This window comes from Salinarchaeum chitinilyticum, from assembly GCF_055390775.1.
In genome coordinates, this window is the sequence record NZ_AP043888.1 from 2,148,988 (window position 1) to 2,174,074 (window position 25,087).

Sequence of the window (25,087 nt, forward strand, 5' to 3'; positions counted from 1 at the left end):
CGGGAACCACTCGGTCGCAAAAACTTGGGGAAAAAGACCGCCCTCGGCGCTCACTCTGTTCGCGCGGAGTGAACCGCGCTCGCTTCGCTCGCGCGGATGCTTGCTGAGAGTAGGATGACGAGCGTGCTCCGTGAACGTGGCAGCGAGCGCTTCGCCTGGATCACTCCCCGTCCGCCGCGTCCGCTCTACCCGGCACCGCGTCCTCGACCAGCTCCTCGACTTCCTCGATCTCCTCCTCGAGCACGTCCCGCTCGAAGTACAGTAGCTCCGTACCGATGACGGCAGCGGAGATCGCGATCACCGTCACGAGCGTTCCGGGCTCGGATCGGTAGAGGTGGTAGAACATGAGGACGAAAAAGGAGACACAGCCGATCAGGCCGGCAGCGGGCAGGACGGGGTTGATCGCCTCGGCGTCGCGCTGATCGAGAGCGATCGCACACATCGCGCCGAACACGACGATGAACGCCAGCGAGGCGAAGGAGGTGATCGCGCCGAGGCTGCCGACCACGGAGAAGAGTGCCGTGATCGCGCCCAGCCAGAGGACCGTCCGCTGAGGCGCGCCGCTCGCGCTCGAATCGCCAGCGCGATCCGGCAGGAGGTCGGCCGAGAGCATCCCCTTCGCGAGGTAGCCCGAGGAGAAGAGCGTGGCGTTGATCGCGCTCCCCGTCGAGAACAGCGCCGCCAGCGAGATGAGCAGGAAGCCCGCCGGGAGGAACGGATCGGCGGCCACCGCCAGCGCGCGCTCGGGATGGCTCCGGATGACGTCGTCGGGCGCCAGCGACAGCGTGGTGATCGCGACGATCACGTAGAGCAGCGCCGCCGTCGGAATCGACACGTAGATCGCGTTTCGAATCGTTTCCGTGGCGTTCTCGATCGACTCCTGGTCGTAGAAGAGCAGCTGCCAGCCCTGGAACGCGACGAAGGAGACCGCCGCGGCCATGATCGGGTCCAGAGAGATCTGCGTGAGTCGGCCGACGCCCGTCGAGAGCCCCTCGTGTGTCGCGCCGTAGTAGAGCCCGCCGAGCCCCATCACGAGCAGGATGCCGACCTTCAGCCCGACGAGGACGTTCTCCGTGGAGCCGGTCGCCTGCGCGCCGAGGAGGTTGAGCCCGACGAACGCGGCGATCGCGAGCACGGAGACGACGGGCCGGAGACCGACCCCCGCGAGGCTCCCCGGGACGACGGAAAGGCCGACGGCGAAGCTCCCGAACGCGTACGCGTACATCGCCATCGAGCCGACGTAGCCGACGAGCAACGTCCAGCCCGTCATCCCGGCGAGCGTCGAGTTGCCGGTGAACGTCTGGACGAACGTGACCGAGCCGCCGTTGTCGTCGACGATCCGGTTGAGGGCGTTGAACGAGTAGGCTGCACAGCCCGCGACCGCACCGGCGAGCGCGAACGCCGCCCACGTCGCCGGGCCCGTGAGCTGGGCCACGACGCCGAGCACTGCGAAGATCCCGCCGCCGATCATTCCGCCCAGTGCCATCGAGACGCACGCCACGAGACCGAGCTGCTGCTCGGGCATCTCACTGGTCGTACGGCGCCTTGGCGGATGGGCCTTGTGCCAGGATCCGCGAAAACCGGCGGCGACGTCACCGTGCCAGCGGCTTTATCCCACAGGCACCCCCACGGTGCGTATGCCCGACGCGGCCGACTTTACCTACAGCGGAGGCAAGGTCGAGCCCGGCGAGACCGCCAACCTCCGTTTCACCGTCAGCGAGACGTACCTCGGCGACCCCGTCCGGATCCCCGTCACGATCGTCAACGGCGCTCATCCCGGACCGACGGTCTGCTTGACTGCGGCGGCCCACGGCGACGAACTCAACGGGATCGAGGTCGTGCGCGAGGTCGCCCACGACTGGTCGCACGAGAGCCTCCACGGCACGCTCGTCTGTCTGCCGGTGCTCAACGTCCCCGGATTCCTCGCCCAGCAGCGCTACCTCCCGATCTACGACCGCGACATCAACCGATCCTTCCCGGGCGACGCGGACTCCACGAGCGCCAAGCGTATCGCCCACGCGATCTTCCAGAACTTCGTCGAGCCCTGCGATCTCGGCATCGACTTCCACACCTCGACGCGCGGGCGGACCAACATGCTCCACGTCCGCGCGGAGATGGCGAACGACGACGTGGCCCGCGTCGCGCGGGGGTTCGCCTCCAACGTGATCATCGACTCCGACGGCCCGAGTGGCTCGCTGCGCAGGGAGGCCAGCGAGGCGGGCGTCCCGACCATCACCGTCGAGATGGGCGAGGCCCACCGCTTCCAGCGCGGGCTGATCGACCGTGCGCTCACGGGCGTCGCGAGCGTCTTCGCCGAGTTCGGTCTCCATCCCGACGCCCCGGTAATGTGGCCCGGCTGGCGCACCGTCATCGAGGAGAGCTCCGAGAAGACGTGGCTCCGCGCGGACATCGGCGGGATCGTCGACATGCACGCCGACCGCGGCGGGCTCGTCCGGGAGGGCGAGGCCATCTGCACGATCACCAGCCCGTTCAAGCGCGAGGGCGACGTGGTCGAGGCGCCGTTCACGGGGCTGCTGGCCGGGGTGCTCGAGAACCCGGTGGTCTACCCCGGCAATCCGCTCTGTCACATCGTCAAGCTGAACGAGGACACGCTGCGGGCGATGGAGAAGTCCCAGGGCGGCGACATCGACGACGGCGTCGAAGAAGCGATCTAGCGGTCGACGCTCGCTCCCCCTCGGCCAGCTTCGTTCAGTCGGTCGTTCTGTGATCGCCCTTCCAGCGACGCTGGCGGTGACCGCGGATCACCACTCCAGCGCCCCGCCGCTCTGGTACTCGGTCACCTGCGTCTCGAAGAAGTTCTTCTCCTTGTTGAGGTCGACCTGCTCGGACATCCAGGGGAAGGGGTTCTCGGTGCCGAAGCGCTCGTCGAGGTCGAGCTGTCGGAGTCGGCGGTCGGCGACGAACTCGACGTACTCTGCGAACTGGTCGCCGCTCATCCCCAGCACCTCCTCGGGGCAGGCCTCCAGCGCGTAGATCTGCTCGAGTTCGACCGCCTCCTCGATCAGCGCCGTGACCTCCTGGCCGAACTCGTCGGTCCAGGCGCCGGGATGCTCCTCGCGGAGCTGCTGGATGAGGTCCACGCCGAACCCGACGTGGAGGGACTCGTCGCGCATGATGTACTCGAACTGCTGGCCGATGCCGGGGAGCTTGTTCTGCCGGCGCAGCCCGAGCATCATCGCGAAGCCGGCGTAGAAGAAGATCCCCTCCATGATCACGTAGAAGCCGACGAGGTCCCGGAGGAACGCCCGGACGTCCTCGACCGTCTCGATCTCGAAGTCGTCCTGGTCGATCGTCCGGGTAAGCTCGACGACGAACTCGTCCTTCTCCTCGATGGAGGGGACGCGGTCGTACATGCCGTAGAGGTACTCGGGGTCGAACCCGAGCGTGTCACAGCAGTAGATGAACGTGTCCGTGTGGATCGCTTCCTCGTAGGCCTGTCGGAGGAGGTACTGCCGGCACTCCGGCGCGGTGACGTGCTCGTAGATCGCGAGGACGACGTTGTTCGCCGTCAGGGACTCGGCCGTCGAGAAGAAGCCGAGGTTCCACTCGACGAGCTGGCGTTCGGCGTCGGTCAGTTCGTCGCCGTTCCACTGGGAGACGTCGTCCTGCATCGGGATCTCTGCGGGAACCCAGTTGTTGGCGACGCCCGCCTCGTAGTACTCTCGTGCCCAGTCGTAGTCGATGGGCAGGATCTTGTTCGGGTCGTGCTGCGTGTCGGTGTCGAGGATTGGCATTGTGGTATCGTTTGAATTGGCCGCAGTCGGTGAGCGAACGGTGCAGTGCGCCGAGATCCGATGCCCGGGGAGGGCTTCGAACGTCGAGGAGGGAACGAAGCCGGTGGAGGGATTTCAACTCCGCCTCCCGGATTTGAACCGATCTCAGCCCATCATTGACAGGCGTCGCAGGTCGGGTCCTCGATCGAACAGAGCTCTTTCGAGCCGTCGTCGAAGCCCGCTCCACCGGATCGCCGCGAACCACCGTCGGTCATCGCCTCGCCGTCGCGATGCTGCGTCTTCCCGTACTCCGCCATGTCCAGGGTCGACTTCTCGATCTGGGACGCGCCGAGCGTCCGGAGGTAGTAGGTCGTCTTCAGGCCGAGCTCCCAGGCCTCCGTGTAGACGTCGTCGAGCAGCGAGCCGTCCGTCGACGGGAAGAAGACGTTGTGGGAGACGGACTGGTCGATCCAGGTCTGGCGATGGGCGGTCAATCGGAGCTGGTGGCGCGGGTCGATCTCGAAGGCGCCACGGTACAGCTCTTTGACGTCGTCGGGCACCCGGTCGATCTCCTGGATCGAGCCGTCGTGGAACTTGATCCGGTCGATCATCTCCTCGTCCCACAGGTCGCGGGACTGGAGGTCCTCGACGAGGTGGTCGTTGACGATCGTGAAGTCGCCGCTCATGTTGGACTTCACGTAGAGGTTCGAGTACATCGGCTCGATGGAGGCCGTCGTGCCGTTGATCGTCGAGACCGTCGCGGTCGGCGCGATCGCCATCGTGTTCGAGTTCCGCATGCCGTGCTCTGCGACGTGCTCGCGGACGACGAACCAGTCCATCGTCTCCTCGCGCTCGGTCGGAATCTCCTGCCCTCGTTCCTCCTCGAGCCGGTCGACGGTGTCCTGTGGGAGCAGCCCGCGGTCCCACTTCGAGCCCTCGAAGGAGGGGTAGGTGCCCCGCTCCTTCGCGAGCTTCGAGGAGTTGAGGATCGCGTGGTAGGAGACGAACTCCTGCCAGCGGTTGGCGGCCTCGACGGCGTCCTCGGAGGCCATCGGAATCTCCAGTTCCATCAGCGCGTCGTGAAAGCCCATCGTGCCGAGGCCGACTGGCCGGTGGCGCATGTTCGAGTCCTCGGCCTCGTCAGTGGGGTAGAAGCAGAGGTCCACGACGTCGTCGAGCATCCGCATCGCGGTCTCGATCGTGTCCGAGAGCAGGTCGCGGTCCAGCGATCCGGCGCCGGGCGCGTCGGCGCTTTCCCCGTCTGCGGCAGCGGCCACGTGGTTCGCGAAGTTCACGCTCCCGAGGTTGCAGACCGCGTGCTCGTCCTGGCTCGTGTTGAGCGTGATCTCCGTACAGAGATTGGAGGAGTTGATCACGCCCTCGTGGTCCTGCGGGCTGCGGACGTTGCAGGGGTCCTTGAACGTCACCCAGGGATGGCCAGTCTCGAAGAGGCGGGTGAGGAGCTGTCGCCAGAGCTCGGCGGCCTCGATTTTCTCGTACTGTCGAAGCTCGCCGGCCTCCGCGAGGGACTCGTAGTGTTCGTATTGCTCGGCGAACGCCTCCCCGTACGTGCCGTGGAGGTCCGGCACCTCGTCGGGCGAGAACAGCGTCCACTCCTCGCCGGCCTGGACGCGCTCCATGAACAGGTCCGGGATCCAGGCGGCGGTGTTCATGTCGGGGGTGCGCCGGCGCTCGTCGCCGGTGTTGCGCTTCAGATCGAGGAACTGCGGGAAGTCGAGGTGCCAGCACTCGAGGTACGCGCAGGCGGCGCCGCGGCGCTTCCCCGAGCGGTTGATCGCGGCCGTCACGTCGTTGCTGATCCGGAGGAAGGGGACGACGCCGGTGGACTCGACGCCGGTCGACTCGATCAGCGAGCCGGCCGCACGGAGGTTCGTCCAGTCGTTGCCGAGCCCGCCGCTCCACTTCGAGAGCTGGGCGTGGTGTTTGTAGGATTCGAAGATGTCTTCCAGATCGTCCTGGACGGTGGTGAGATAGCAGGAGGAGAGCTGCGGGTGGGCGGTGCCGGCGTGGAAGAGCGTCGGCGTGGAGGGCGTGAAGCGCAGCGTCGAGAGCACCTCGTAGAACTCCAGGGCGCGCTCGGTGGGATCGTCCTCCTCGATGGCCAGGCCCATCGCGACGCGCATCCAGAACGCCTGCGGGAGTTCGAGGGGCTGGTCGTCGCCGTCGAGCTGGAGGAAGTACCGCTGTTCCAGCGTCGACATCGCCAGGTACTCCAGCTTCTCGTCACGTTCGGGGACCAGCGCGTCGCCGATCGCGGCGAGGTCGAACCGGTCGTCCTCGATCAGGCGGTCGTCGAGGCGGCCGGCCTCGATCCCGCGATGGAGGTTCTCGACGAACGTCTCCCGGTAGGCGCGGTCGAACTCGTAGCCCTCGAGCGGTGCCGGCTCGTCGGCGTCGAGGCCGAACTCGTCGCCGAGCAGGCGGCGATAGTAGCGCTGTCGAAAGACGTCCGCGGCGACCTGCTTGTAGACGGGATCGCGCTCGATCCGGGCGGTCGTCACGTTGAGGAGTGCCTCGTAAATCGTCTCGCGGTCGGCGCCGTCGTAGAGGTCGCGCTGGGCGTCCTCGACGATCTCGTCGACGTCGGCGTCGGTGACGCTGGCTTCGTGGCCGGTGCGTGCCCGCTCGAGGATCGAGCGAGCGGTCTCGGTCTGACTCTCAGTCGGTGTCGTGGTCTGGCTCATGATCGGGAGAATCTGGGTGGGAGTCGGCGGCGCCAGCAGCCGACGCCCCGTGGCCGGGGAGCTCCGCGTCGAGCACTGCGTCGAGCTCTCGCAGGAACTCCTCTGGTTCGCTGAAGGCCTTGTAGACGGAGACGAAGCGGATGTACGCGACGGAGTCGAGCTCCCGCAGTCGAGAGGAGACGAGGTCGCCGACGACGCTCGTGTTCACGATTCGGGTGTCGGTCTCGCGCAGCTCCGCCTCGACGTCGTCGACGAGTTCGTCGACCGCTGCGTCGTCGACGGGTCGCTTCTCGACGGCGCGCTCGACGCCCGCCCGCAGCTTCTCGCGGCGGAACGGCTCGATCTCGCCGTCTCGTTTCTTCACCTGGAGGCTGTCCCACTCCGGGCGCTCGTAGGTCGTGAACCGGAAGCTGCAGCGCTGGCACTCGCGGCGACGGCGCACTGACGAACCGTCGTCGCTCGCGCCGGTGTCGACGACGCGCGTCCGGTCGTGCCCGCAGTCTGGGCAGTGCATGGTTGTCACTGGTCGTACCTCCAGGCCCTTCAGCCTACATATGGGGCGTCGGTCGTACTGGCCGCAATATGTGGCGTCTGTTGGACGGGCCATAAAGGTTTCCCAACTCAGTTGGTGTAGGACAATCTTAGTTGGTTTGTCCGATTCGTTCGCGCCGATCGGCCGCATCCGACCGCTCACGGGCATCCGACCGCTCACTGGGCCTGACCGGCGTCTCGCGGACGTCCCGGTACCGGCGGAGCCACCCGGACACCCGCCATTGAATAGGGCCGCGACCGAACCCGCTCCCATGCCACCGACTCAGGAGGTCGCCTGCGAGAACGAGGACTGCTTCCTCGACATGTTCGAGAACCACTACACCTACGACGTGCCCGACGACTACGGGATCGACGACCTCGTCTGTCCCGTCTGCCAGTCCGGGGATCTCCGGGCGATCGAGCTGTGATCAGGGAGTTCGGGGAGTCCGTCGGCGACGCCGTGGCGACTCGCGCCGGGCGAGCAGCGGCGCGCGTCCAGGAGCGACGCTCGCTCCCGGTCGATCTCCTCGAGAGCGACGAGGGGTACCTGGCGGTGTTCGACGCGCCCGGCGCGACGACCAGCGACGTGCAGGTGCGTTACGCCGACGGTCGCGTGCTCGTCCGCGTCGATCGCTTTCGGGAGTTCCACGACGGCTTCTCCATGCGCTTCCCGGGCCGCGGTCTCTCACTCGACGGCGAGGTCGAGCTCCCGGAGAACGCAGTGGTGACGGCCGAGCACGCGAAGGCGACGCTGACCGACCGGGGGACGCTGGAGGTCGAACTGCCGAAAGTCGAGACCGCCGAGGTCGAAGCGTCGGCCGAGGACGCCGACGACGGAGCGGCGGGCACCGACGCGGAGCGGGAGGCAGTCGGGGGAGACGAGGCCGAAGGAGACGAGGTCGAGCGGGCGGACGAGACGAGCGACGACTCCGCGTGACCGCCACGCCCCGTCCGACCGGCCCGTTCGTGACCGGCAATCCGGCCGACGCGCTCGTGCACGAGAGCTCAACCGCCCCGGTCGTGGTCGACGGTCCGACCGGGAGCTATTAGCCGCCCTGGGCGCAACCGACCGGTCATGGCTCGCACGGCGCTTCGAAGCGTCAGTGACGCGATCGAGGCCACGCGGCTGTTCGTGCTGCCCCTCTCCATTCACCGGGTCGCGTCGCTGGCGCTGGTCGTGCTGTTCATGGGGACGCCCGGGACGCCGATCCCGGCGAACCCACAGTTCGCCGATCCGCGGTTCTGGGAGATATATGATCCGACGGCCGCGACGAACGCCGACCCCGACGCGACGATCCTCGCCGACGGCGTCGAACTCGCGTCGCCGGGGACCTGGCCCGGCTGGCTGCTCGCAGTGCTGGGAATCGTCCTCCTGTTGACGGTCGCGTACGTGTTGGTCGGGACGCTGATGCGGTTCGTTCTCGTCGAGGCGCTGCGCACCGACGGGGTCCGGATCCGGCGGGACGGCCGGCGGCATCTCCGGAACGCGATCGGGGTGCTCGTGCTCAGGATCGTGATCTGGGGGCTGACGATCGTCACGCTCGGACTCGTCGCGGTGGCCGTCGTCGGCACCGGGCTCGACGTTTCTTCGCTCGACCGCACCAGCGGGGCCGTCCTCGGGACAGCAGCGACGGTCGTCCTCGTCGTCGCGTGGGCGATCGAGGTACTGACCCTGCAGTTCGTCGTGCCGACGATGATCGCGGCCGATCGCGGCGTCGTCGCCGGCTGGCGGCGGTTCTGGCCGACGCTCCGTGGCGATCCCGTCGAGTACCTGCTCTACGGCGTCGTGCGGATCGGGCTGGGCGTCGCGGTGGGGATCGCGGCTGCGATCGCGATCGTCGTGATTCTGGCCCTCGCCGGAGTCGTGCTCGGGACGCTCGCCGCGATCGCGATCGTGCTCGCCGGGGGGTTCGGTTCGCTGGGGAGCGTCGCGATCGCCGTGCTCGGAGTGTTGCTCGCGATCTTCGTGCTCGTCGGGGTCGCCGCGTGGGCCGTGATTGCCGTGCCCTTCCAGTGCTACCTCTGGATCTACGCCCTGCTCGTGCTGGGCGACGTCGACGGGGAACTCGACCTGATCCCGGAGCTCCGGGCGGAAACCCGGAGCGAGGACGGCATCGCTGTCTGAGCTGCGCAGTTCGGGCCCGACGATCAACCGTCTGAACTGGTACTCGGCGGGGCCACCCCGTCGCGATCTGGCTGCGAATCGATAGTGAAACGGCATCCGGTCGAATTCTGCCGTTTCGCCGGTCGAGTCGTTCAGTTTCACTTTCACTCTCGGGACATCGCTTAATCACCCGCGGCCCGTAGCCGAGGTATGAGCCAGTCAACGCTGGCGGACGACGACCTCTTCGGCGAGGCGGCAACCGAGATGCGCGCCGACGTCGAGGACTCGCTCGCACAGGCTCGCGGCGCCCTCCCCGCGGCCGACGACGTCTGGGAGATCGACGCGGACAACACGCTCGGCGTGCTCAACGGGCTGAAGACTGCCCTCGACGTCGGCGACGCCGAGGAGCACCTGCGGGACGCCAAGAAGTGGTACACGATGGGCGAGCGCGCCGACGCGTTCGACGACGCCGAGGATCTGGAGGCCGAGATCGAGACGGTCGAGGAGCTGCTCGAGACCGTCGAGGACGCCCACGAGGACGTCGCCGACCTCACCTCGACGATCCCGGAGCTTCGGGGCGATCTGGAGGACGCTGCCGCTGCGCTCGAGGCAGACGGCGATGCCGAGGACGAGAGCGAAGACCAGGCGGCCGCAGACGGCGGCGAGGAAGCCGAGGCAGCGGAGTAACGTTTTCCTCGAACGCGGGACGCGACGCGGAACGGTTCCGAGCTGACGTCTCAGGGCTCGTACAGCGAGTACGCGATCACGAGCAACCCCGCGAGCACGAGCAGGCTCTCGAAGAGGATGCCGACGCCGAGGGACTGGTGCAGTAGCTCCGAGAGGAACCCCGCGAGTAGCACGCCGAGCGTGATCAACCCGAAACCCGTCGCGAGCAGCCCCAGCGATCGCTCCTCCGTGCGGGCGTACGCCTTGTACGCGAAGAAGGTGACCGCTCCGCCGGTCACGAGGATCAACGTCTTGACGATCATGATCGCGAGCTGTACCTCTACGCCGACGGTTGCGTGGGGGCTCATAGTTCCTTCTGTACCTCCGACCACATGCGGGCCAGCCGTTCGTCGGCGGTCCGCGTGGGCCGCGTGATCTCCACCGTAAACGTTCGATCCTCGTCGAGGCCGACGTCGACGTTCTCGAAGGCGATGGCGTAGCGGGTCGTGTGCCGGCCGTCCGAGCGGATCTCGGTCAGCTCCTCGAGGAGCGTCGCCTCCGAGAGCTGGTCGAGCTTCCGGTAGGTCGTCGACTGCGGGATGTCACAGACCTCCGAGAGCTCCGCCGCGGTCATCGGGGAGTCGATCGCGCTGACGAGTTCGCGGCAGTCCGGGTCGCTCAGCGCGTCGAGGAGGGTGGCGAGGTCAGGCGTGTCGGCCTCCTCGAACGGATCCCGAACCATCGACCGGATCACGACCTGCGCGCCCCATAAAGGAACCGGCACGGAGCCGATCGACGCCCCAGCGATAGGGGGTCGGCGACGACAGCGTGCTGTCAGCGGGGGCGGTCCACCGGGCCACGACCGGCCGCGGCGGTCTCGGTGAGACTCCCGCCCTCCTGGAGCACGTCCAGCGCGGCCATCAGGTCGCTCCGCGAAACGAGTCCGACGAGCGTGCCGTCGTGGACGACCGGGAGTCTGCCGACGCCGTGTTCCTGCATGCGGGTCATTGCCGTCATCGCTTCCTCTTCCGGCGTGATCGTGACGAGGTCGGTGCTCATGATCTCGCCGACCTCGTACGCTTCCCGCTCGACCTCCCGGACCTCACGCGCGTCGTCGAGCGTGACGATGCCGACGGGCTCGCCGTTCTCGACGACTGGGTAGCCGGTGTGTCGCTCCTGGACCATCCGCTGGAGGAGCTCCTGGACCGACGCGTCCGGCGCGATCACGTGCAGGCGATCGACGGGCGTCATGACGTCAGAGACGAGAACGCCCTCGAATGCGGCCTTGGTCGTGACCTGCTGGGCCTCGCCGGCCGCCGCGATGTACACGAAGAAGGCGATGCCGACGAGGATGATGTCGAACCGAAGCAGCCCGACGAGCCCCATCAGGATCGCGATCGCCTTGCCGACGTTGGCGGCGGTCTGGGTCGCCTCCGCGAACGAGCGGGTCCGCCCGAGCAGCGCCCGGAGGATCCGTCCCCCGTCCATCGGAAACGCCGGTAGCAGATTGAACGCGGCGAGGGCGACGTTCAAGACGCCGAGGTAGAGCAGGAGGTAGGTCAGACCGTCGCTGCCGATCGGGAGGACCGTCGCGAGCCCGAAGCTCCCGATCCCGATGGCGACGCTCACCGCCGGTCCCGCGATCGCTATCTGGAACTCCTGCTTCCAGTCTTCGGGGAGTTCCGTCAGCGACGCGATGCCGCCGAAGATCCAGAGGGTGATCGAGTCGATCGGATAGCCGTAGTGCATCGCGACGAGCGAGTGGCCGAACTCGTGGGCGAGCACGCAGGCGAACAGTGCGAGTGCAGCGACGATCCCCAGGAGCCACGGCGTCGATCCGGCCGTCAGCGAGCCGACGGACAGTCCCGCGTCGAGCGTCTCGTTGAACAGCTCCGCGGTGTCCTCGATCCGGGAGCCGATGAGATACGCGAACAGCGGCAACACGAGGAGGAAGGTCAGGTCCAGCTTGACCGGCACGCCGAAGGCCGATCCGATCCGGAAGCTCGGCATGCTACGACGTTGGGAAGGCAGGGCCTTAACGTGAGGCCTCGGCGAGGCGCGGTTCTGCGATTCTGGACGGGGCTACACCTGGCTCCGGACGCCGCCTCAGACCAGCGCGGCCAGCGCTTCGGGCGGCTCGCCGGCCAGTTCGTCGCGGTCGTGCGGTGCCTCGAAATCGAGGTCTGGGCCCATCGGGACGATCCGCTTCGGGCTCACGTCGGGGTGGGTCGTGTAGTAGTGCTCCGTGATGTGATCCAGATTCACGGTGTCCGCGACGCCCGGCGTCTGATACACGTCGCGCAGGTACGGCCAGAGGTTCTCGTACTCTCTGATCAGCTTGTGGTTGCACATGAAGTGCGTGTGGTAGACCGAATCGAAGCGCACGAGCGTCGTGAACATGCAGATATCGGCTTCAGTCAGCCGATCGCCGGCGAGGTAGCGCTGGTCTGCGAGGACCGAATCCCAGTGCTCCAGCGCGTCGAACAGTTCGTGGACTGCCTCGTCGTAGGCCTCCTGCGTCTCGGCGAACCCCGTCCGATAGACTCCGTTGTTGATCGGCTCGTAGATCTCGTCGATGATCCGGTCGACGTCGTCCTGGTAGCCCTCTGGGTAGAGGTCCACGTCGCGGGTCGCGATCGAGTCGAACGCGGTGTCGAGCATCCGGAGGATCTCCTCGGACTCGTTGTTGACGATGGTCTCCGCTTCCTTGTCCCAGAGCACCGGCACCGTCACCCGGCAGGTCGCGTCGGGGTCGGCCTTCACGTAGATCTCCCGAAGGTAGTCCGCGCCGTTGGCGGTGTCGGGCGTGCAGCCCTCCTTTTCCGGCGTGAACTGCCAGCCGTCGTCGGCGCGGAACGGGTCGACGACGTCGACGCTGATCGCGTCCTCGAGCCCCTTCAGCGACCGGGCGAGGAGCGTCCGGTGGGCCCACGGGCACGCCAGCGAGACGTACAGGTGGTAGCGACCGGCCTCCGCGGGATGATCGGCATCGGGATCGTCTTCGACGACGTCGTGGAAATCCGTGGACTGGCGCTGGAAGGAGCCGTCGTCGTCCGTGGATTCGTAAGCGTCCGTCCGCCACTCGCCGTCGACGAGCATGTTCATGGGTGGGAGAGGATAGGGCGGCTGGCCCGAAAGGCTCGTCGCCGTCGTGTGGGATTACCGGGAAACCGGCCCGCGCACGCCACCGTGACGTGCATCGAGTCGCTGTGCCAATGTCGAGACGTTGCGAACTCCCACGGCGCCAGTCAGGGGTACGGGTGGTGCTCGCGATCCAGCCGGGATTCATAGCCCAGCGATTCCGGAACGCGCTCGGCCCGCTCACCGAACCGAGCGGTCCCGGTAAACAGCGGCTGTGCGTCGGGTACCAGCACCCGAACGGCCTCGAACCCCAGCTGTTCCAGATCTCGCGTCGTCAATCGAGCCGCGTAGGCTTCCATTCCGGCGTCGCCGAGCGCTTCGAGGAGCGCCGTCAGCGCGGCCTCGCCCTCTGACGGGTCCGCGGGCCCGACGTCGCTCGCGGCGACGGTAGGGTCGACGTCGACGAACTCCCGCGCGGAGTCGGGGAAGTCGGCGAAGTGGCCGATCGCGTCCTGGCGGTCCGCAGCGGCCTCGGGGCCGATCGAGCGCAGCTCCATCCAGTTCTGGATCGCCTCCTCGAGCGCACCAGTCGCGGCCGCGGTCGGATCGAGCGCGGCGGCGGAGCCGACTGCGAACCGCGGCCAGGGATCCTCGCGGTGGACCGCGACGGCGACGACCGGCACGTCGACGTCCTGGGTGACCAGCAGCGGGGTCACGTCCAGCCCCTCGCTCTTGGCCCGTTTCGCGAGCCGGTCGAAGGCCTCGTCGTCGACGGTGAGCCCGAGCGGCTCGAACGTCGAGTACCACGCGAGCATCGTCGCGTCGCGCTCGATCGACTCCGTGAGGCCTGCGAGCAAGGCGCCGACGCCGGAGGATTCGAGGCCCAGACCGGTGGTGATGCTGGGGACCACGCGGGGCTCGGGCCCCGGAAAGTGGACCGCCGCTGCGGGGAGCCACGCGTCGCCGTCTTCGCCGTTCCGCCCAATTTCGTCGCCTGTTGCAAGCGCTTCGCCACGAACCCAGGGGATCGATCGCTCGGCCTCGCCGTCCGGCGCATCCTCGCCCGCGCCAGCGAACGCCGCTGGTGCCACGGCGCCGTCCAGCGATGTGGGTGCAGCCCGCCGGAACGCGTCCTCCCGGTAGATCGCGCCACCGTAGCGCTCCAGTGCCTCGCCGACGCCCTTCGCGAGCGCTGCGTTCCAGTCGTCGGCGATCCCGGCGGCCTGCCGCGGCGCGTCGCCGTCGCTGAACCCGGTCGTGTCCGCGAGCGTCGCGAGGTAGTACGGCGCTGGGAACGACTCGGCCTCGCCGATCTCGGAGACGATCCCGACGCGGGGGTCGATCGCCCGGTCCATCCGCGCGACGGTCTCCTCGAGCGGCCGATCCTCGAACGTTCGTGGGACCGATCCCCCGGCGGCGTCGCGATCGTCGCTACTCTCCCCACTGTCCGCACACTCACAGCCGGGGACGGGCAACAGCTCTCGTTCGGCGTGAGGGATCTCGATCACGCGCCCGGAGAGCCGATCCTTGCCCGCGAGCGCGCGGACGACTTCCCGCCCCGCAACCGCGCCTGCCATCCGCACGGCGCTCCGGTCCGCGCTGGCCGCGTCGGCCGGCTCCGGCCCGTTCGCCGCGACGCGCTGCTGGAGGCAGTGATAGCAGGGACCGCCGGGCGCGAAGCCGGTGATCGCTGCGTCGATGCCCTCGATCGGCACGCCGCCGATCCCGCCGACCTCGATCGCGATCCAGCGGCCACCAGCTCCGTCGTCGGCCGTTGCTCCTCCGTCCGCGAGCAGGCGATTCGCGCGCTCGAAGACGCCGTCGCCAGCGGTGGCACAGACGACGCCGAGGCTCGCGTCGGTCAGTCCGTCGACGCCGCCGCGCTCGACCCGGACGTCGACGTCGCCGAGTGCGGCCGCGACGGCGTCGATCGCCGGCCCCTGGCCCACCAGTCGCACTGTCATGGTCGGCTCGTGGGTCGTGCCGGCGAAAAAGGATCGGGAATCGGTGAGCACGCGGTCCGACGTGATCCGTCGGGTGGACGTCAGGGACCAACACCGTCCACCCGAACGTTTTAGTATAACCCAAGGTAATCACCCGTCATGGAACTCCCCACGCCTGCGGACCTCCGAGAGCGCCGGAACGAGCTCGACCTCACCCAGAGCGAGCTCGCCGACGCCGCGGAAGTCTCACAGCCCCTGATCGCCCGCATCGAGGGCGGCGACGTGGATCCGCGGCTCTCGACGCTGCGGCGGATCGTCGAGGGGCTCGAGGAGGCAGAGGGTGGCGTCGTCCGCGCCGAGGATCTGATGTACGAGGACGTCGTCACGGTCGCCCCGGACGACGCCGTCCGGGAGGCCAAGGACGTGATGTTCGAGGAGGGCTACTCCCAGCTCCCGGTCGTCCGGGACGGCGCCCCGCAGGGGATCATCTCGAACACGGATATCCGGGAGGCCCGCGAGGGACCGGAGGACACGATCGGCGAGCTGCCCGTCTCCGAGGTCATGCACGAGTCGGTGAGCACCGTCGAGCCGGACGCCCCGCTCGACGAGGTCGACAGCTACCTCGACCACAATCGGGCAGTGTTCGTCGTCTCCCACGGCGAGCTCGTCGGCGTGATCACCGAGGCCGACATCGCCGCGCAGGTCTCCTGAGCGGCGGCGGTGAGTGGACCCTTCGCCGAATCCAGTTCGATCCCGGCTACGGTCCCAATCCAGACCATGTGGGTTCTTGGCAGTCCGTCTCGTAGTTCGAGAAACATGCGAAGGAGCGCTGGGCATCGACTGCCGTCGCGGTGGTGTGGCGGTCTCGACGAGGTCCGGTCGTGATGAGTCTCGCCGAGGCGTTCGTCGATCTCGTCGGCACGGATCCCGTCCTCCAGGCGTTCGTCGGCGGGCTCGTCATCGCGGCCATGAACCTCCTCGGCGCGTCGCTCGTGCTCATCTGGCGGAACCCGACCCAGCGCGGGCTCGACGCCGCGCTCGGGTTCGCGGCAGGGGTGATGCTCGCCGCGGCGTTCACGAGCCTCATCATCCCGGGAATCGAGCAGTACTCCGGCGGCGACCCGATCCCGACGCTCGTCGGCGTCGCGCTCGGTGCCCTCTTTCTCGACCAGGCCGACCGGCTGGTTCCCCACGCCCACTACCTGCTGACCGGGCGCCGTCGCAGCGACGCCGCGAACCCGCCCGACGACATCGACCTCGACGAGGAGCGTCTCGCGCCCGTCGTCCTCTTCATCCTCGCGATCACGCTCCACAACATGCCGGAGGGGCTCGCCGTCGGCGTCGGCTTCGGCTCCGGCGAGGTCGAGAACGGACTCGCGCTGATGGTCGCGATCGGGCTGCAGAACGTGCCCGAGGGGCTGGCCGTCTCCGTCGCGGCCATCAACGCCGGCCTCGACCGGCGCTTCTACGCGGCGGTCGCAGGGCTGCGTGCGGGCGTCGTCGAGATCCCGCTGGCGGTGCTCGGCGCGGTCGCCGTCTCCCAGGTCGAGCCGTTGCTCCCCTACGCGATGGGCTTCGCCGCGGGCGCGATGCTGTTCGTGATCTCCGACGAGATCATCCCGGAGACGCACCTCCGCGGGAACGAGCGGCTCGCGACGCTCGGGCTCATGGTCGGGACGATCGTGATGCTGTTCCTCGACGTGAGCCTCGGGTAGGGAACAATCACTGGCCGAATGCGGTGGACTGGGAAATACCGATTCGGTGCCTCGAGTTCCAGAGAGCGCTATGGGAGTAGATCCCGCAAGTCATCTTCGTCGAGTGCATCGCGGGCCGCGAGAAACTATCGACGTCCGGCACCGTCTCGAGGGCAGTGACGATCTCGGCCTTCGCCTCTGCACTCCGGCTGTATTCAGCCATTGTAGCGTGGGGATACTCGTGTGTGGGGTCGATGAAGAAGAGAAATAGGACGTGGTATTCCGTGTCTCCTCGCGGGATCTCGTCCACGACTCTGGTGTACAATCGGCACTGATCGCCAACAGTGATAATATCGAGATTGGCAATTCGTTCGTGCACAAACGAACTCGGGAGAGCATCGCTCGCGACGATATTCAGAAGTCTGCTGACTATCTCTTCCTGTCCCGTTGCGTCGAGCTCGGCCAGGCATCGCGCTGCTTCACCAGCAAAGATTACTCTCGTTTCTTCGTCCGATAGCGGAACGCGACGCACAGCTACCTCGAAACCGTATCAGTACTCCAGAAGCGCCTCGATATCCTCTTTGCTCGCCGTCCGTCCCTCCGCGATGTCCTCGATCCCGCGAAGGACACCCTCCGGGACCTCCGGACGCTGTGGATCCTCGTCGCCGTTTTCCTGCCCATCGTCGGGACGAGAACGACTCATGTTCAGATCGTGCCGTCCCAGCGTAATAAACGTGTCTGCATGTGTGACTCCAGGTCACTGCCATGGTCCGATCTGGCGTGCATAGCGACGATGCGTATCGCCAGATAGGGCTGGCCCTTTCCGATTTGGATCCCGGCCGGACAGACCTGTGCTGTCGCCGATTTGCACCTACTCTTCAGAGTTCCACGTCGCGAATCGAGACGCCGCTCCCTTCCTCGACGCGTCCGATCACGCGCCCGTCGACGGCGTCGGCGAGTGCAGCGGCCCGATCCTCGGGCAGCGCAGCGACGAAGCCCGTGCCCATGTTGAACGTCCGGTGCATCTCTTCCTCGGAGACGTTGCCACATTTCTGGATAAACTCGAAGACGGGCTGGGGATCGAACGCGTTCTCGATCTCGTAACGGTACTCGCCCATCCGCTCGAGGTTCGTCCAGCCGCCGCCGGTGACGTGGGCAGCGGCGCGGACGCCGTGGGCTCGCATGGGCTCGAGCAGGTCGACGTAGAGCGCGGTCGGTTCAAGGAGGACCTCGCCGATCGTCCGGTCGGGCTCCGGGGGGAACGGGTCCGCGTACTCGTGATCGAGCGTGGCTGCCTCGCGAGCGAGCGTGAGGCCGTTGGAGTGGATCCCCGTTGAGGGAACGCCGACGAGCGCGTCGCCCGGCTCGGCCTCGCCGGGGAAGACGGCGTCCTGATCGGCCATCCCGACGCAGGCGCCCGCGAGGTCGAACCCGGTGACGACCTCCGGGAGGACGGCGGTCTCGCCGCCGAGCAGCGCGATCCCGGTCTCCTCCGCCGCGACGGCGAGCCCCTGCCCGATCTCGTTGGCGAGCGTCTCTCCGGGTTCGTCGACGGCGAGGTAGTCGACGAACGCCAGCGGCTCGACGCCCGCGGCGACGAGGTCGTTGACGTTCATCGCGACGCAGTCGATGCCGATCGTGGTGTAGTCCTCGATGGCCTCGGCGACCATGAGCTTCGTTCCGACGCCGTCGGTTGCGAGTGCGAGATACTGGTCGCCGACCTCGAGCATGCCCGCGTATTCAGTGTCGACGACGTTGCCCACGGCGTCGAGCAACGCGGCGGTCGCGGCCTCGCTCTCGCCGATGTCGACGCCCGCCTCGGAGTAGGTGAGCCCCTCCTCGCCCGGTTTGGTCGCCGGGTCGTCCGTCCCGTCGGCCCCGTCCTCGGTCATGCATCGGAGTGCTGTCGTCGCGAGCAAAAGCGCTCCGGTCCGCGTGGGTCAGCCGAGCTCTTCGATCTTCTCGAGCAGTTTGGCGTAGAGATCGGGCGCACAGTACCAGCCGGCGTCGACCATGTCGTCGACGATCGTCCGGGCTTCCTCGGCATCGATGTGGTCGTCGCGCAGCGCGCGGAGCACGAGGAACGCCGTCCCGCGCGTGGGAATCCCCTCCGCGTCGGCGACGTCGCGGCCGTACTGCTCGTCCATGACTGCGATCGCGTCTGCCGAGGCTGCGACTGCGAGGACAGCTGCGTCCGCGTCGGTCAGTCGCTCGTTCCGCACGATCCGATCGAACGTATCGGCGTCGGACACCGGAACGACCCGGAGCGCCGCTTCGTCGATCGCTCGCTCGACGCGCCGGGCGTCGGCGTGCCCCGCCTCGATCCCGTCGACGACGACCTCCCGGTGGACTGGCTCGGGAACGACCGCTTCCGAAACGGTACCGAGGACGAGTGAGAGGCGCTCGACTTTTGCGAGGTAGATCAGCGGCGTCGCGTCGAAGACGTACATTCCTCAAAGCTCCTCGAGGTCCTCGGCGAGGTGGTCGCCGCCCACCCAGGTAACGTCTCGTTCCTCCGCGAGCCTGGCGAAATCCCACACCGACACGTCGGCGATCTCGGCGGCCCGGGCGAACGAGACCTCACCAGCCTCCAGCAGATCGAGCGCACGCTCCTTTCGCCACGCGTCGAGTCCCTCGGCGAGTAGTTTTCGGACGGCAGTACTGCGGTCGAACTGTTCGGCCTCCAGATAGGCCTCCAGTTCGTCTTCGAGGTCGTCCGGTACGCGAGCGGAGATCGTCCCCATGCTGTTTACAATGCAGACAATGTATACAAACGTTGCGGAGCTCGGCCTGTCCGTGGGCCATCGCGGCCAGCTCAGGCTTCCGCCGTGCTGGGCGTCCGCACCCGCAGATAGCTCCGGGCGAACGAGTAGACGAGTCCGAGCAGCGCGCCGATGAGCAACACGCCCGATCCGACGCCGATCGAGATCTCCTCCGGCGTGTTGACGTACTCGAAGACGAACGTGATCGTCCCCGGTTCGCCGACAGTCAGCGACTCGACGCCGAGCGCGTCGAGCAGGAAGAGGCCGCCGAAGCTCAGGACGACGAGAAGTCCGATCGCCACGAGGGCCGCCCCCACGAGCGCGTCCCAGACCGCCCTCGTCATCGGGAGATCGCGGGGTTCGTCGCCGGGCTGGCCGAGGATTCGGATCCCGGTCTTGTGGTCCTCCGCCCGGACGTGGGACGGGTAGCCCAGTAGCACCATCGCCATCCAGAGATCACCGACCGCGCCGCCGGCGTTCGCGGCGAGGGGAAGGACCAGCCAGCCCCACTCGAAGACGATCATCAGCGGGACGCCGACCAGCGTGAGGACGATCAGCGGCGTCAGGCACACGACGACGAACTCGTTCCGCGAAAAGCGGTGGTCCGTCGTCGCGTAGGCATAGGGCAGGACGAAGTGTGCGACGCCGACGCCGTACCGCGGTTCGCCGCCGTAGTAGCGATCGCCAGGCCGTGGAGCCACTCGTGGGGCACGATGATCACGCTCGCGAGGGCGAGGATCGCCAGCACCGAGAGCGGCTCGACCCACCAACCGACCCCGGACGGCGCGATCAGGTACGACGGCGTCTGCCCCGTCGCGGCCTGATAGAGGCCGCTGAACGCGCCGAGCGCGACGCCGACGCCCATCGTCCCGACGACGGCCCACTGGATCGCGAGGCTCCGTGACAGTTCCAGATCGGCGAGCACCGTCTCGGCCTCGGTGGCGCCGTCAGCGGACATACGGACTCGTTCAGCACGGACGACAATAATGGTCCCCCGGTCGTGGCGGGGCGATTCGATCGCGCACCCACCCGGCGACGTCCAGATCCAGAATCGACGGTACGTGGCCGGCATCGGATGCCTGCCCAGATCGAACCGGATCCACTCCGTCGGCTTCCGGGTACCAGCCGTCTCCATCCGGTCGCCATCGACCACTTTCACTCCGGGAGGCGAATCGTCTTACGGCCTGGGGCCCGAACACGTGGCGATGACCTGGCGGGACGGATTCGCCGCTGCAACCGGATTCGACCCCGACGAGCATCGGGTGTCGGACGCGGACCTGCTCGACCGTCTCGACCCCGCCGTGCGCCAGTGGTGGATCGATCAGTTCGGCGAGTTCGTCCCCGAGAACGAGGGCTTCTTCACGCCGCCACAGGAGGAGGCGATCCCGCACGTGCTCGACGGCGAGAACGCGCTGATCTGTGCGCCGACCGGATCAGGCAAAACCCTTGCCAGCTTTACGGCGGTCATCGACGACCTCATTCGCAAGGGCCGGGCGGACACCCTCGACAACGAGGTCTACTGCCTCTACGTCTCCCCGCTGAAGAGCCTCGCCAACGACATCCACCGGAATCTCACCGAGCCCCTGGAGGGCATTCAGGAGCTGATGGCCGAGGGCAACCGCATGGCGGACGGCCAGACAGGAGCGGATGCCGAGGACGACCCCGTCGAGATTCGCCACGCGATCCGCCACGGCGACACCGACGACGCCGAGCGCCAGCGTATGCTCGAGGAGACGCCCCACATTCTCAACACGACGCCCGAGACGCTCGCGATCCTCCTGAACTCGCCGAAGTTCAAGGAGAAGCTGCGGTCGGTGGAGTACGTGATCGTCGACGAGATCCACGCGCTCGCCGACGGCAAACGCGGCACCCACCTCTCGGTCTCCTTAGAGCGCCTCGAGGCGCTCGCGGAGGGCTCGCCGACGCGGATCGGCTGCTCGGCGACGATCGAGCCCCTGGAGGCGGTGGGTGAGTTCCTCGTCGGGCAGCGAGAACCGGGTGGACCGCATCGCGACGTCGAGATCGTCGACACCCGCTTCGCCCGCGAGTTCGACCTCGCGCTCGAGTGTCCGACGGACGATCTGATCGGGACGCCACGGGAGGCCGTCACCGGCCGCTTCTACGACCGTCTGCACGAACTGATTCAGGCCAACACCAACACGATCGTCTTTACGAACACGCGCTCGGGCGCCGAGCGCGTCCTCCAGACGCTCCGGGACCGCTACGACGACTACGACGAGGAGACGTCGGGCTGTCACCACGGCAGCCTCTCACGGGAGAAGCGGGAAGGCATCGAGCAGGGCCTCAAGGACGGCGACCTCGACGTCGTCACCTCCTCGACGAGCCTCGCACTGGGAATCGACATGCCTCACGTGGACATGGTCGTCCAGGTCGGCTCGCCGAAGTCCGTCGCCGAACTGCTCCAGCGGGTGGGGCGGGCGGGCCACCGCGTTGGCCAGACCGTGACGGGGCGAGTGATCGCGCTCGACCGCGACGAGCTGATCGAGTGTGCGGTCATGCTGAAGAAGGCCGAGGAGGGGTTCGTCGACTCCGTCTCGATCCCGGAGAACGCCCAGGACGTCGCCGCCCAGCAGGTCTACGGCATGGCGATCAACGGGCCCCGGCCCGAATCGGAGGTCGTCGGAATCCTGCGCAGCGCCTACCCCTACCGGAACTACGACGACGCCCAGTGGGAGCAGCTCGTCCGCTACCTCCGCGCGGAGTACGACGACCTGGAAGACAGGAACGTCTACGCGAAGATCTGGCGCGACGAGAACGACCCGCCGGACGGCCCGCACCACTACGACGAGTACGACGTGGGCCAGCGGCTGATCGGCAAGCGGGGCCGGCTGGCGCGGGTCATCTACATGACGAACATCGGGACGATCCCGGACTCCTTCACCTGCCAGGTCGTGACCCGCGGGAGCGACGAGTGGGCCGGCCAGCTCGACGAAGGCTACCTCGACACGCTCGAACCCGGCGACGTGTTCGTCCTCGGCGGCGAGCGCTTCGAGTACCGCTACCGACGCGGATCGAAGGTCTACGTCGATCCGACGAGTTCGCGGCCGACGGTCCCCTCCTGGTACTCCGAACGCCTGCCCCTCTCCTTCGATCTCGGCCGGGAGATCCTGACCTTCCAGCAGGAGCTGATCGAGGTCCTCGAGAACCGGGGGCCCGCCGCTGCCCGGACCTGGCTGCGGGAGTTCCCCCTCGACGACAACACCGTCCGCGCGCTGGTGCGCTTCTTCGAAACGCAACTCGAGTTCGCCGGCGCGGAGAGCGTCAGCACGCCGGACCGGCTCGTCGTCGAGGTCGAGCGCGACCACGACGACTACAGTCGACACTACCACGTCCGCTCCTGCTACGGCCGGCGGTTCAACGACGGGCTCTCGCGCCTGCTCGCCTACCGCTGTGCGCAGGCGACCGGCGCGAACGTCTCGATCGCCGTCGCGGACACCGGCTTCACGCTCACGATGCCGCTGAACCGGAAGGTCGACCTCCAGGGGCTGCTCGAGGACCTCGACCCTGCGGCGGTTCGCGAGGATCTCCGGGCGTCGCTCGAGGGCACCGACCTCCTCCAGCGCTACTTCCGGATCAACGCGACGCGGTCGCTGCTCATCCTGAAGCGGTACAAGGGCTACGAGAAGTCCGCCAGCGAGCAGCAGGTCTCCAGCGAGATGCTCCTCTCGTTCGCCGAGGGGCTCGAGGAGTTCGCGGTGATCGAGGAGACCTACCGCGAGATCCTCGAGGACAAACTCCACGTCGCCGGGATCGAGTGGGCCTGCCAGCGGGTGCAGGCCGGCGATCTGGCGATCGAGCAGTTCACCGTCGACACGCCGTCGCCCGCGGCGTTCGGGCTGGCGACGCTCGCGGCCAGCGACGTGGTGCTCGCCGAGGACGAGAGCGCGGTGTTACAGGAGTTCCACGAGCGAGTGCTGGCGGAGATCGGCGACGAATCGCGGTCGGCGGCGCTGACTGGCGAGGACTGATCCGCGAGACCCGCCGGCGCGGGTCGATTGGCGGGTTTGGCCGCCGTAGAATGGACGGGCTATCGGGACGCGGTCGGACTGTCGGTGACGGCCACCGGCGCTCGTCGGCTCGCCAGCCGCTCGATGCCGCTCCGAATGCGCCGCCAGGCCGGGACGGCGACGGCACCGATCACGCCGGCCAGCACGAGTTCGGGAACGGCGAGCAGTGCGACGAATGCCACGGGAAGCAACGCCGCGCCGAGCGTACCTCTGAGCGTGGGATCGGGACGGTTCGCTCTGGCGTCGAACGCTGGAAGGGGCGTGTTTCTCCTCATATGCGAACGGTGGGGTGCGAACTCCTTAACTGTATCCTGAATGATACTTCTGTAACGAGCGTTACTGAAATCGATTTCAGCCGCCGGGTAGCGATCGCGACGTGCGACCTGGACGGTCTGGAGAACGCTACCCCGTAGCTTCGCGTTCCGTCCACCGCTCACACCGCAAACAACCGACCGGTGAGCGTGGCGCCGACTGAACCGTGAAACTAAATAACGATTTTTTGATCGTATTCTATTTCCATAATCTAACCATCATCAACCGTCGGCCTCGATCGTCGGGATCGTCCGAGCTCCGTGAAACGCCTCGCTGTGGCTGCGGTCACGAACTCCCGACACGCCAACAGCCCAGGGTATCGACCGGCGAGCTCGGTATCGATATCCGCTTATTCGTTCCCGTTTAGTGGTGTCAGGCTCGTTTCGCGTGTTCGAGCTGAGCGAACAAACTGGTCGGGGGTATCGATTTCACTGTCTTCCTATTCGTTGTGGGATTGGCTGACCTATCTTTGTTTCCGGAACCATGAAGTAGTATATGGGGATATTTATGTGATATTTCGACGTATTCTATCCGATTACTATTATTCCGTCCCCTTTCAAACGATCGCACCGTCAGTCGCCTCTCTTATTGCGCTCGGTGGCAGAGGACTCGCGTTCTCTCGTGTATAGAACTCATTTTCCTTTCTATTATCGAAATATTATATATTTCCGTCCTCAAGCGCGCCCTCGCTCCCCAGCGACCGTCCGCGGTCCGGCCACAGGCCGGGCGTTGGGACCTATCACGCCGGTTCGACGGAGCCGTGAGGCACAGCGCTTGACGCCGATTCTACTGTAATCCTCGGCCGGCTACGACCACGGCCCGGTCCGGAGATCGTACGGACCGGCCCGCACAGACACCAGTACGCCTATACTGGACGGCACAGATGGTTTCGTCAGTACATGAGTGGTGCCGACTCACCGCCCGACAACAAGGTCGCGCGGGTCATCGACGAGTACGACCTCGACGGCTGGGGACAGCGGCTCGAGGACCGCTGGACCGGGGCCGACGGCGATCGGGAGAGCCTCCGTGACCTCGCTGCGTCGCTGAACCGCGCGGTCTTCGAGACGGCGCTCGATCGATCGGGCATCTCGATGACGGACCGCGACGCCGGCAGTGCCTACGAGACGCTCACCGACGATTCCGTCTCGCAGGCGGACCGGCTGCGAAAGGAGCGCGAACTCGAGCAGGAGGGACTAGACGTCGACGCGGTACGTTCGGACTTCGTGACTCACCAGACGATCCACACGTATCTCACGTCCGAGCGTGGTGCGTCGCTGCCGGAAACGCCTCCCAGGCCGGAGCGCGAAGCCGACAGTATTCAGCGCCTCCAGGGGCGCGCTACGGTCGTCGTCGAGTCGACGATCGATCGGCTGATCGACCGTGACGCACTGACCGACCACGAGTACGAGGTCTTCGCCGACGTCCAGGTCGTCTGCGAGGACTGTGGCACGAGCTACGACGCGGCCGATCTGGTGCGCGAAGGCGGCTGTACCTGCTCGTCGTGACTGTCGGTACTTGCCCGACACG

26 protein-coding genes are annotated in these 25,087 nt (G+C 67.2%); 9 read left to right on the forward strand and 17 right to left on the reverse strand.

Annotated elements, in window-relative coordinates; all coding sequences use genetic code 11:
- Positions 1 to 160: 160 nt before the first annotated feature.
- Positions 161 to 1,525 carry an APC family permease gene (locus tag ACZ5KP_RS10310; protein WP_460921757.1) on the reverse strand — a complete coding sequence of 455 codons (1,365 nt, stop codon included), beginning with the start codon at positions 1,523 to 1,525 and terminating at the stop codon, positions 161 to 163.
- 112 nt (positions 1,526 to 1,637) lie between these two features.
- On the opposite strand from ACZ5KP_RS10310, the gene ACZ5KP_RS10315 reads away from it, so the two are divergent.
- Positions 1,638 to 2,675, forward strand: a complete 1,038-nt coding sequence (locus ACZ5KP_RS10315) for a succinylglutamate desuccinylase/aspartoacylase family protein (protein WP_460921755.1) — start codon at positions 1,638 to 1,640, stop codon at positions 2,673 to 2,675.
- An 87-nt stretch (positions 2,676 to 2,762) separates the two neighbouring features.
- Here the strand turns inward: ACZ5KP_RS10315 and ACZ5KP_RS10320 are convergent, their stop codons facing one another.
- The 3 genes from ACZ5KP_RS10320 to nrdR form a co-directional block, all read right to left on the reverse strand.
- On the reverse strand, positions 2,763 to 3,755 hold the full coding sequence (locus tag ACZ5KP_RS10320; protein ID WP_460921753.1) for a ribonucleotide-diphosphate reductase subunit beta: 993 nt from the start codon (positions 3,753 to 3,755) through the stop codon (positions 2,763 to 2,765).
- 152 nt (positions 3,756 to 3,907) lie between these two features.
- The gene (locus ACZ5KP_RS10325) at positions 3,908 to 6,439 is read right to left on the reverse strand and encodes a ribonucleoside-diphosphate reductase subunit alpha (protein WP_460921751.1); all 2,532 of its coding nucleotides are present in this window, start codon (positions 6,437 to 6,439) and stop codon (positions 3,908 to 3,910) included.
- Positions 6,414 to 6,953, reverse strand: coding sequence for a transcriptional regulator NrdR (gene nrdR / locus ACZ5KP_RS10330; RefSeq protein ID WP_460923415.1), 540 nt, complete (start codon positions 6,951 to 6,953; stop codon positions 6,414 to 6,416). Before nrdR ends, ACZ5KP_RS10325 begins: the two co-directional genes overlap by 26 nt.
- Before the next feature lie 289 nt (positions 6,954 to 7,242).
- On the opposite strand from nrdR, the gene ACZ5KP_RS10335 reads away from it, so the two are divergent.
- From ACZ5KP_RS10335 to ACZ5KP_RS10350, 4 genes are all read left to right on the forward strand, one after another.
- Complete coding sequence (locus tag ACZ5KP_RS10335; RefSeq protein WP_460921749.1) at positions 7,243 to 7,398, forward strand: DUF7559 family protein; 156 nt, start codon at positions 7,243 to 7,245, stop codon at positions 7,396 to 7,398.
- A complete protein-coding gene (locus ACZ5KP_RS10340) occupies positions 7,395 to 7,907 on the forward strand; it encodes an Hsp20/alpha crystallin family protein (RefSeq protein ID WP_460921747.1) in 513 nt (170 codons plus the stop codon). The genes ACZ5KP_RS10335 and ACZ5KP_RS10340 overlap by 4 nt, the downstream gene beginning before the upstream one ends.
- A gap of 138 nt (positions 7,908 to 8,045) precedes the next feature.
- Complete coding sequence (locus tag ACZ5KP_RS10345) at positions 8,046 to 9,095, forward strand: DUF7544 domain-containing protein (RefSeq protein WP_460921745.1); 1,050 nt, start codon at positions 8,046 to 8,048, stop codon at positions 9,093 to 9,095.
- A 189-nt stretch (positions 9,096 to 9,284) separates the two neighbouring features.
- On the forward strand, positions 9,285 to 9,761 hold the full coding sequence (locus tag ACZ5KP_RS10350) for a DUF5790 family protein (protein ID WP_460921743.1): 477 nt from the start codon (positions 9,285 to 9,287) through the stop codon (positions 9,759 to 9,761).
- A gap of 50 nt (positions 9,762 to 9,811) precedes the next feature.
- Here the strand turns inward: ACZ5KP_RS10350 and ACZ5KP_RS10355 are convergent, their stop codons facing one another.
- The 5 genes from ACZ5KP_RS10355 to ACZ5KP_RS10375 form a co-directional block, all read right to left on the reverse strand.
- The gene (locus ACZ5KP_RS10355; RefSeq protein WP_460921741.1) at positions 9,812 to 10,108 is read right to left on the reverse strand and encodes a DUF7521 family protein; all 297 of its coding nucleotides are present in this window, start codon (positions 10,106 to 10,108) and stop codon (positions 9,812 to 9,814) included.
- Positions 10,105 to 10,482 carry a helix-turn-helix domain-containing protein gene (locus ACZ5KP_RS10360; protein WP_460921739.1) on the reverse strand — a complete coding sequence of 126 codons (378 nt, stop codon included), beginning with the start codon at positions 10,480 to 10,482 and terminating at the stop codon, positions 10,105 to 10,107. Before ACZ5KP_RS10360 ends, ACZ5KP_RS10355 begins: the two co-directional genes overlap by 4 nt.
- A gap of 92 nt (positions 10,483 to 10,574) precedes the next feature.
- Positions 10,575 to 11,750, reverse strand: a complete 1,176-nt coding sequence (locus ACZ5KP_RS10365) for a CBS domain-containing protein (RefSeq protein WP_460921737.1) — start codon at positions 11,748 to 11,750, stop codon at positions 10,575 to 10,577.
- Between the two features lie 96 nt (positions 11,751 to 11,846).
- Entirely contained in the window at positions 11,847 to 12,845 is a 999-nt protein-coding gene (locus ACZ5KP_RS10370; RefSeq protein WP_460921735.1) for a glutathione S-transferase family protein, read from the reverse strand.
- Positions 12,846 to 12,988: 143 nt separating this feature from the next.
- Positions 12,989 to 14,785 (reverse strand): YcaO-like family protein, encoded by a 1,797-nt coding sequence (locus tag ACZ5KP_RS10375; protein WP_460921733.1) that lies wholly within the window; start codon positions 14,783 to 14,785, stop codon positions 12,989 to 12,991.
- Positions 14,786 to 14,923: 138 nt separating this feature from the next.
- Here ACZ5KP_RS10375 and ACZ5KP_RS10380 point away from each other — a divergent pair, with 138 nt between their 5' ends.
- Both ACZ5KP_RS10380 and ACZ5KP_RS10385 read left to right on the forward strand, forming a co-directional pair.
- A complete protein-coding gene (locus ACZ5KP_RS10380; protein WP_460921732.1) occupies positions 14,924 to 15,475 on the forward strand; it encodes a CBS domain-containing protein in 552 nt (183 codons plus the stop codon).
- A 173-nt stretch (positions 15,476 to 15,648) separates the two neighbouring features.
- A complete protein-coding gene (locus ACZ5KP_RS10385; RefSeq protein WP_460921730.1) occupies positions 15,649 to 16,479 on the forward strand; it encodes a ZIP family metal transporter in 831 nt (276 codons plus the stop codon).
- 7 nt (positions 16,480 to 16,486) lie between these two features.
- On the opposite strand, the gene ACZ5KP_RS10390 is transcribed toward ACZ5KP_RS10385, so the two are convergent.
- The 7 genes from ACZ5KP_RS10390 to ACZ5KP_RS10420 form a co-directional block, all read right to left on the reverse strand.
- Positions 16,487 to 16,990, reverse strand: a complete 504-nt coding sequence (locus ACZ5KP_RS10390; protein WP_460921728.1) for a hypothetical protein — start codon at positions 16,988 to 16,990, stop codon at positions 16,487 to 16,489.
- Positions 16,991 to 17,008: 18 nt separating this feature from the next.
- Positions 17,009 to 17,161 carry a hypothetical protein gene (locus ACZ5KP_RS10395; RefSeq protein ID WP_460921726.1) on the reverse strand — a complete coding sequence of 51 codons (153 nt, stop codon included), beginning with the start codon at positions 17,159 to 17,161 and terminating at the stop codon, positions 17,009 to 17,011.
- A 175-nt stretch (positions 17,162 to 17,336) separates the two neighbouring features.
- Positions 17,337 to 18,350, reverse strand: a complete 1,014-nt coding sequence (gene purM, locus ACZ5KP_RS10400) for a phosphoribosylformylglycinamidine cyclo-ligase (RefSeq protein ID WP_460921724.1) — start codon at positions 18,348 to 18,350, stop codon at positions 17,337 to 17,339.
- Between the two features lie 48 nt (positions 18,351 to 18,398).
- Positions 18,399 to 18,908, reverse strand: coding sequence for a PIN domain-containing protein (locus ACZ5KP_RS10405; protein ID WP_460921722.1), 510 nt, complete (start codon positions 18,906 to 18,908; stop codon positions 18,399 to 18,401).
- 3 nt (positions 18,909 to 18,911) lie between these two features.
- Positions 18,912 to 19,202, reverse strand: coding sequence for a UPF0175 family protein (locus ACZ5KP_RS10410; RefSeq protein WP_460921720.1), 291 nt, complete (start codon positions 19,200 to 19,202; stop codon positions 18,912 to 18,914).
- A gap of 71 nt (positions 19,203 to 19,273) precedes the next feature.
- Positions 19,274 to 19,849 carry a DUF3267 domain-containing protein gene (locus ACZ5KP_RS10415; protein WP_460923413.1) on the reverse strand — a complete coding sequence of 192 codons (576 nt, stop codon included), beginning with the start codon at positions 19,847 to 19,849 and terminating at the stop codon, positions 19,274 to 19,276.
- Complete coding sequence (locus tag ACZ5KP_RS10420; RefSeq protein ID WP_460921719.1) at positions 19,783 to 20,178, reverse strand: hypothetical protein; 396 nt, start codon at positions 20,176 to 20,178, stop codon at positions 19,783 to 19,785. Before ACZ5KP_RS10420 ends, ACZ5KP_RS10415 begins: the two co-directional genes overlap by 67 nt.
- Before the next feature lie 247 nt (positions 20,179 to 20,425).
- Here ACZ5KP_RS10420 and ACZ5KP_RS10425 point away from each other — a divergent pair, with 247 nt between their 5' ends.
- Positions 20,426 to 23,209: an ATP-dependent helicase gene (locus ACZ5KP_RS10425; protein ID WP_460921717.1), complete on the forward strand. Its 2,784-nt coding sequence runs from the start codon at positions 20,426 to 20,428 to the stop codon at positions 23,207 to 23,209.
- A 59-nt stretch (positions 23,210 to 23,268) separates the two neighbouring features.
- Here the strand turns inward: ACZ5KP_RS10425 and ACZ5KP_RS10430 are convergent, their stop codons facing one another.
- On the reverse strand, positions 23,269 to 23,523 hold the full coding sequence (locus ACZ5KP_RS10430; protein WP_460921715.1) for a hypothetical protein: 255 nt from the start codon (positions 23,521 to 23,523) through the stop codon (positions 23,269 to 23,271).
- Positions 23,524 to 24,459: 936 nt separating this feature from the next.
- Between ACZ5KP_RS10430 and rdfA the strand changes: the two genes are divergently transcribed.
- Positions 24,460 to 25,065 (forward strand): rod-determining factor RdfA, encoded by a 606-nt coding sequence (gene rdfA / locus ACZ5KP_RS10435; RefSeq protein WP_460921713.1) that lies wholly within the window; start codon positions 24,460 to 24,462, stop codon positions 25,063 to 25,065.
- Positions 25,066 to 25,087: the final 22 nt, after the last annotated feature.

What these genes read in the sequence shown, in the direction of transcription:
- ACZ5KP_RS10310 (WP_460921757.1), bottom strand. Translation starts at nt 1,525, where the DNA reads ATGCCCGAGCAGCAGCTCGGTCTCGTGGCGTGCGTCTCGATGGCACTG.
- ACZ5KP_RS10315 (WP_460921755.1), top strand. Translation starts at nt 1,638, where the DNA reads ATGCCCGACGCGGCCGACTTTACCTACAGCGGAGGCAAGGTCGAGCCC.
- ACZ5KP_RS10320 (WP_460921753.1), bottom strand. Translation starts at nt 3,755, where the DNA reads ATGCCAATCCTCGACACCGACACGCAGCACGACCCGAACAAGATCCTG.
- ACZ5KP_RS10325 (WP_460921751.1), bottom strand. Translation starts at nt 6,439, where the DNA reads ATGAGCCAGACCACGACACCGACTGAGAGTCAGACCGAGACCGCTCGC.
- nrdR (WP_460923415.1), bottom strand. Translation starts at nt 6,953, where the DNA reads ATGCACTGCCCAGACTGCGGGCACGACCGGACGCGCGTCGTCGACACC.
- ACZ5KP_RS10335 (WP_460921749.1), top strand. Translation starts at nt 7,243, where the DNA reads ATGCCACCGACTCAGGAGGTCGCCTGCGAGAACGAGGACTGCTTCCTC.
- ACZ5KP_RS10345 (WP_460921745.1), top strand. Translation starts at nt 8,046, where the DNA reads ATGGCTCGCACGGCGCTTCGAAGCGTCAGTGACGCGATCGAGGCCACG.
- ACZ5KP_RS10350 (WP_460921743.1), top strand. Translation starts at nt 9,285, where the DNA reads ATGAGCCAGTCAACGCTGGCGGACGACGACCTCTTCGGCGAGGCGGCA.
- ACZ5KP_RS10355 (WP_460921741.1), bottom strand. Translation starts at nt 10,108, where the DNA reads ATGAGCCCCCACGCAACCGTCGGCGTAGAGGTACAGCTCGCGATCATG.
- ACZ5KP_RS10360 (WP_460921739.1), bottom strand. Translation starts at nt 10,482, where the DNA reads ATGGTTCGGGATCCGTTCGAGGAGGCCGACACGCCTGACCTCGCCACC.
- ACZ5KP_RS10365 (WP_460921737.1), bottom strand. Translation starts at nt 11,750, where the DNA reads ATGCCGAGCTTCCGGATCGGATCGGCCTTCGGCGTGCCGGTCAAGCTG.
- ACZ5KP_RS10370 (WP_460921735.1), bottom strand. Translation starts at nt 12,845, where the DNA reads ATGAACATGCTCGTCGACGGCGAGTGGCGGACGGACGCTTACGAATCC.
- ACZ5KP_RS10375 (WP_460921733.1), bottom strand. Translation starts at nt 14,785, where the DNA reads ATGACAGTGCGACTGGTGGGCCAGGGGCCGGCGATCGACGCCGTCGCG.
- ACZ5KP_RS10380 (WP_460921732.1), top strand. Translation starts at nt 14,924, where the DNA reads ATGGAACTCCCCACGCCTGCGGACCTCCGAGAGCGCCGGAACGAGCTC.
- ACZ5KP_RS10385 (WP_460921730.1), top strand. Translation starts at nt 15,649, where the DNA reads ATGAGTCTCGCCGAGGCGTTCGTCGATCTCGTCGGCACGGATCCCGTC.
- ACZ5KP_RS10395 (WP_460921726.1), bottom strand. Translation starts at nt 17,161, where the DNA reads ATGAGTCGTTCTCGTCCCGACGATGGGCAGGAAAACGGCGACGAGGAT.
- purM (WP_460921724.1), bottom strand. Translation starts at nt 18,350, where the DNA reads ATGACCGAGGACGGGGCCGACGGGACGGACGACCCGGCGACCAAACCG.
- ACZ5KP_RS10405 (WP_460921722.1), bottom strand. Translation starts at nt 18,908, where the DNA reads ATGTACGTCTTCGACGCGACGCCGCTGATCTACCTCGCAAAAGTCGAG.
- ACZ5KP_RS10410 (WP_460921720.1), bottom strand. Translation starts at nt 19,202, where the DNA reads ATGGGGACGATCTCCGCTCGCGTACCGGACGACCTCGAAGACGAACTG.
- ACZ5KP_RS10420 (WP_460921719.1), bottom strand. Translation starts at nt 20,178, where the DNA reads ATGTCCGCTGACGGCGCCACCGAGGCCGAGACGGTGCTCGCCGATCTG.
- ACZ5KP_RS10425 (WP_460921717.1), top strand. Translation starts at nt 20,426, where the DNA reads ATGACCTGGCGGGACGGATTCGCCGCTGCAACCGGATTCGACCCCGAC.
- ACZ5KP_RS10430 (WP_460921715.1), bottom strand. Translation starts at nt 23,523, where the DNA reads ATGAGGAGAAACACGCCCCTTCCAGCGTTCGACGCCAGAGCGAACCGT.
- rdfA (WP_460921713.1), top strand. Translation starts at nt 24,460, where the DNA reads ATGAGTGGTGCCGACTCACCGCCCGACAACAAGGTCGCGCGGGTCATC.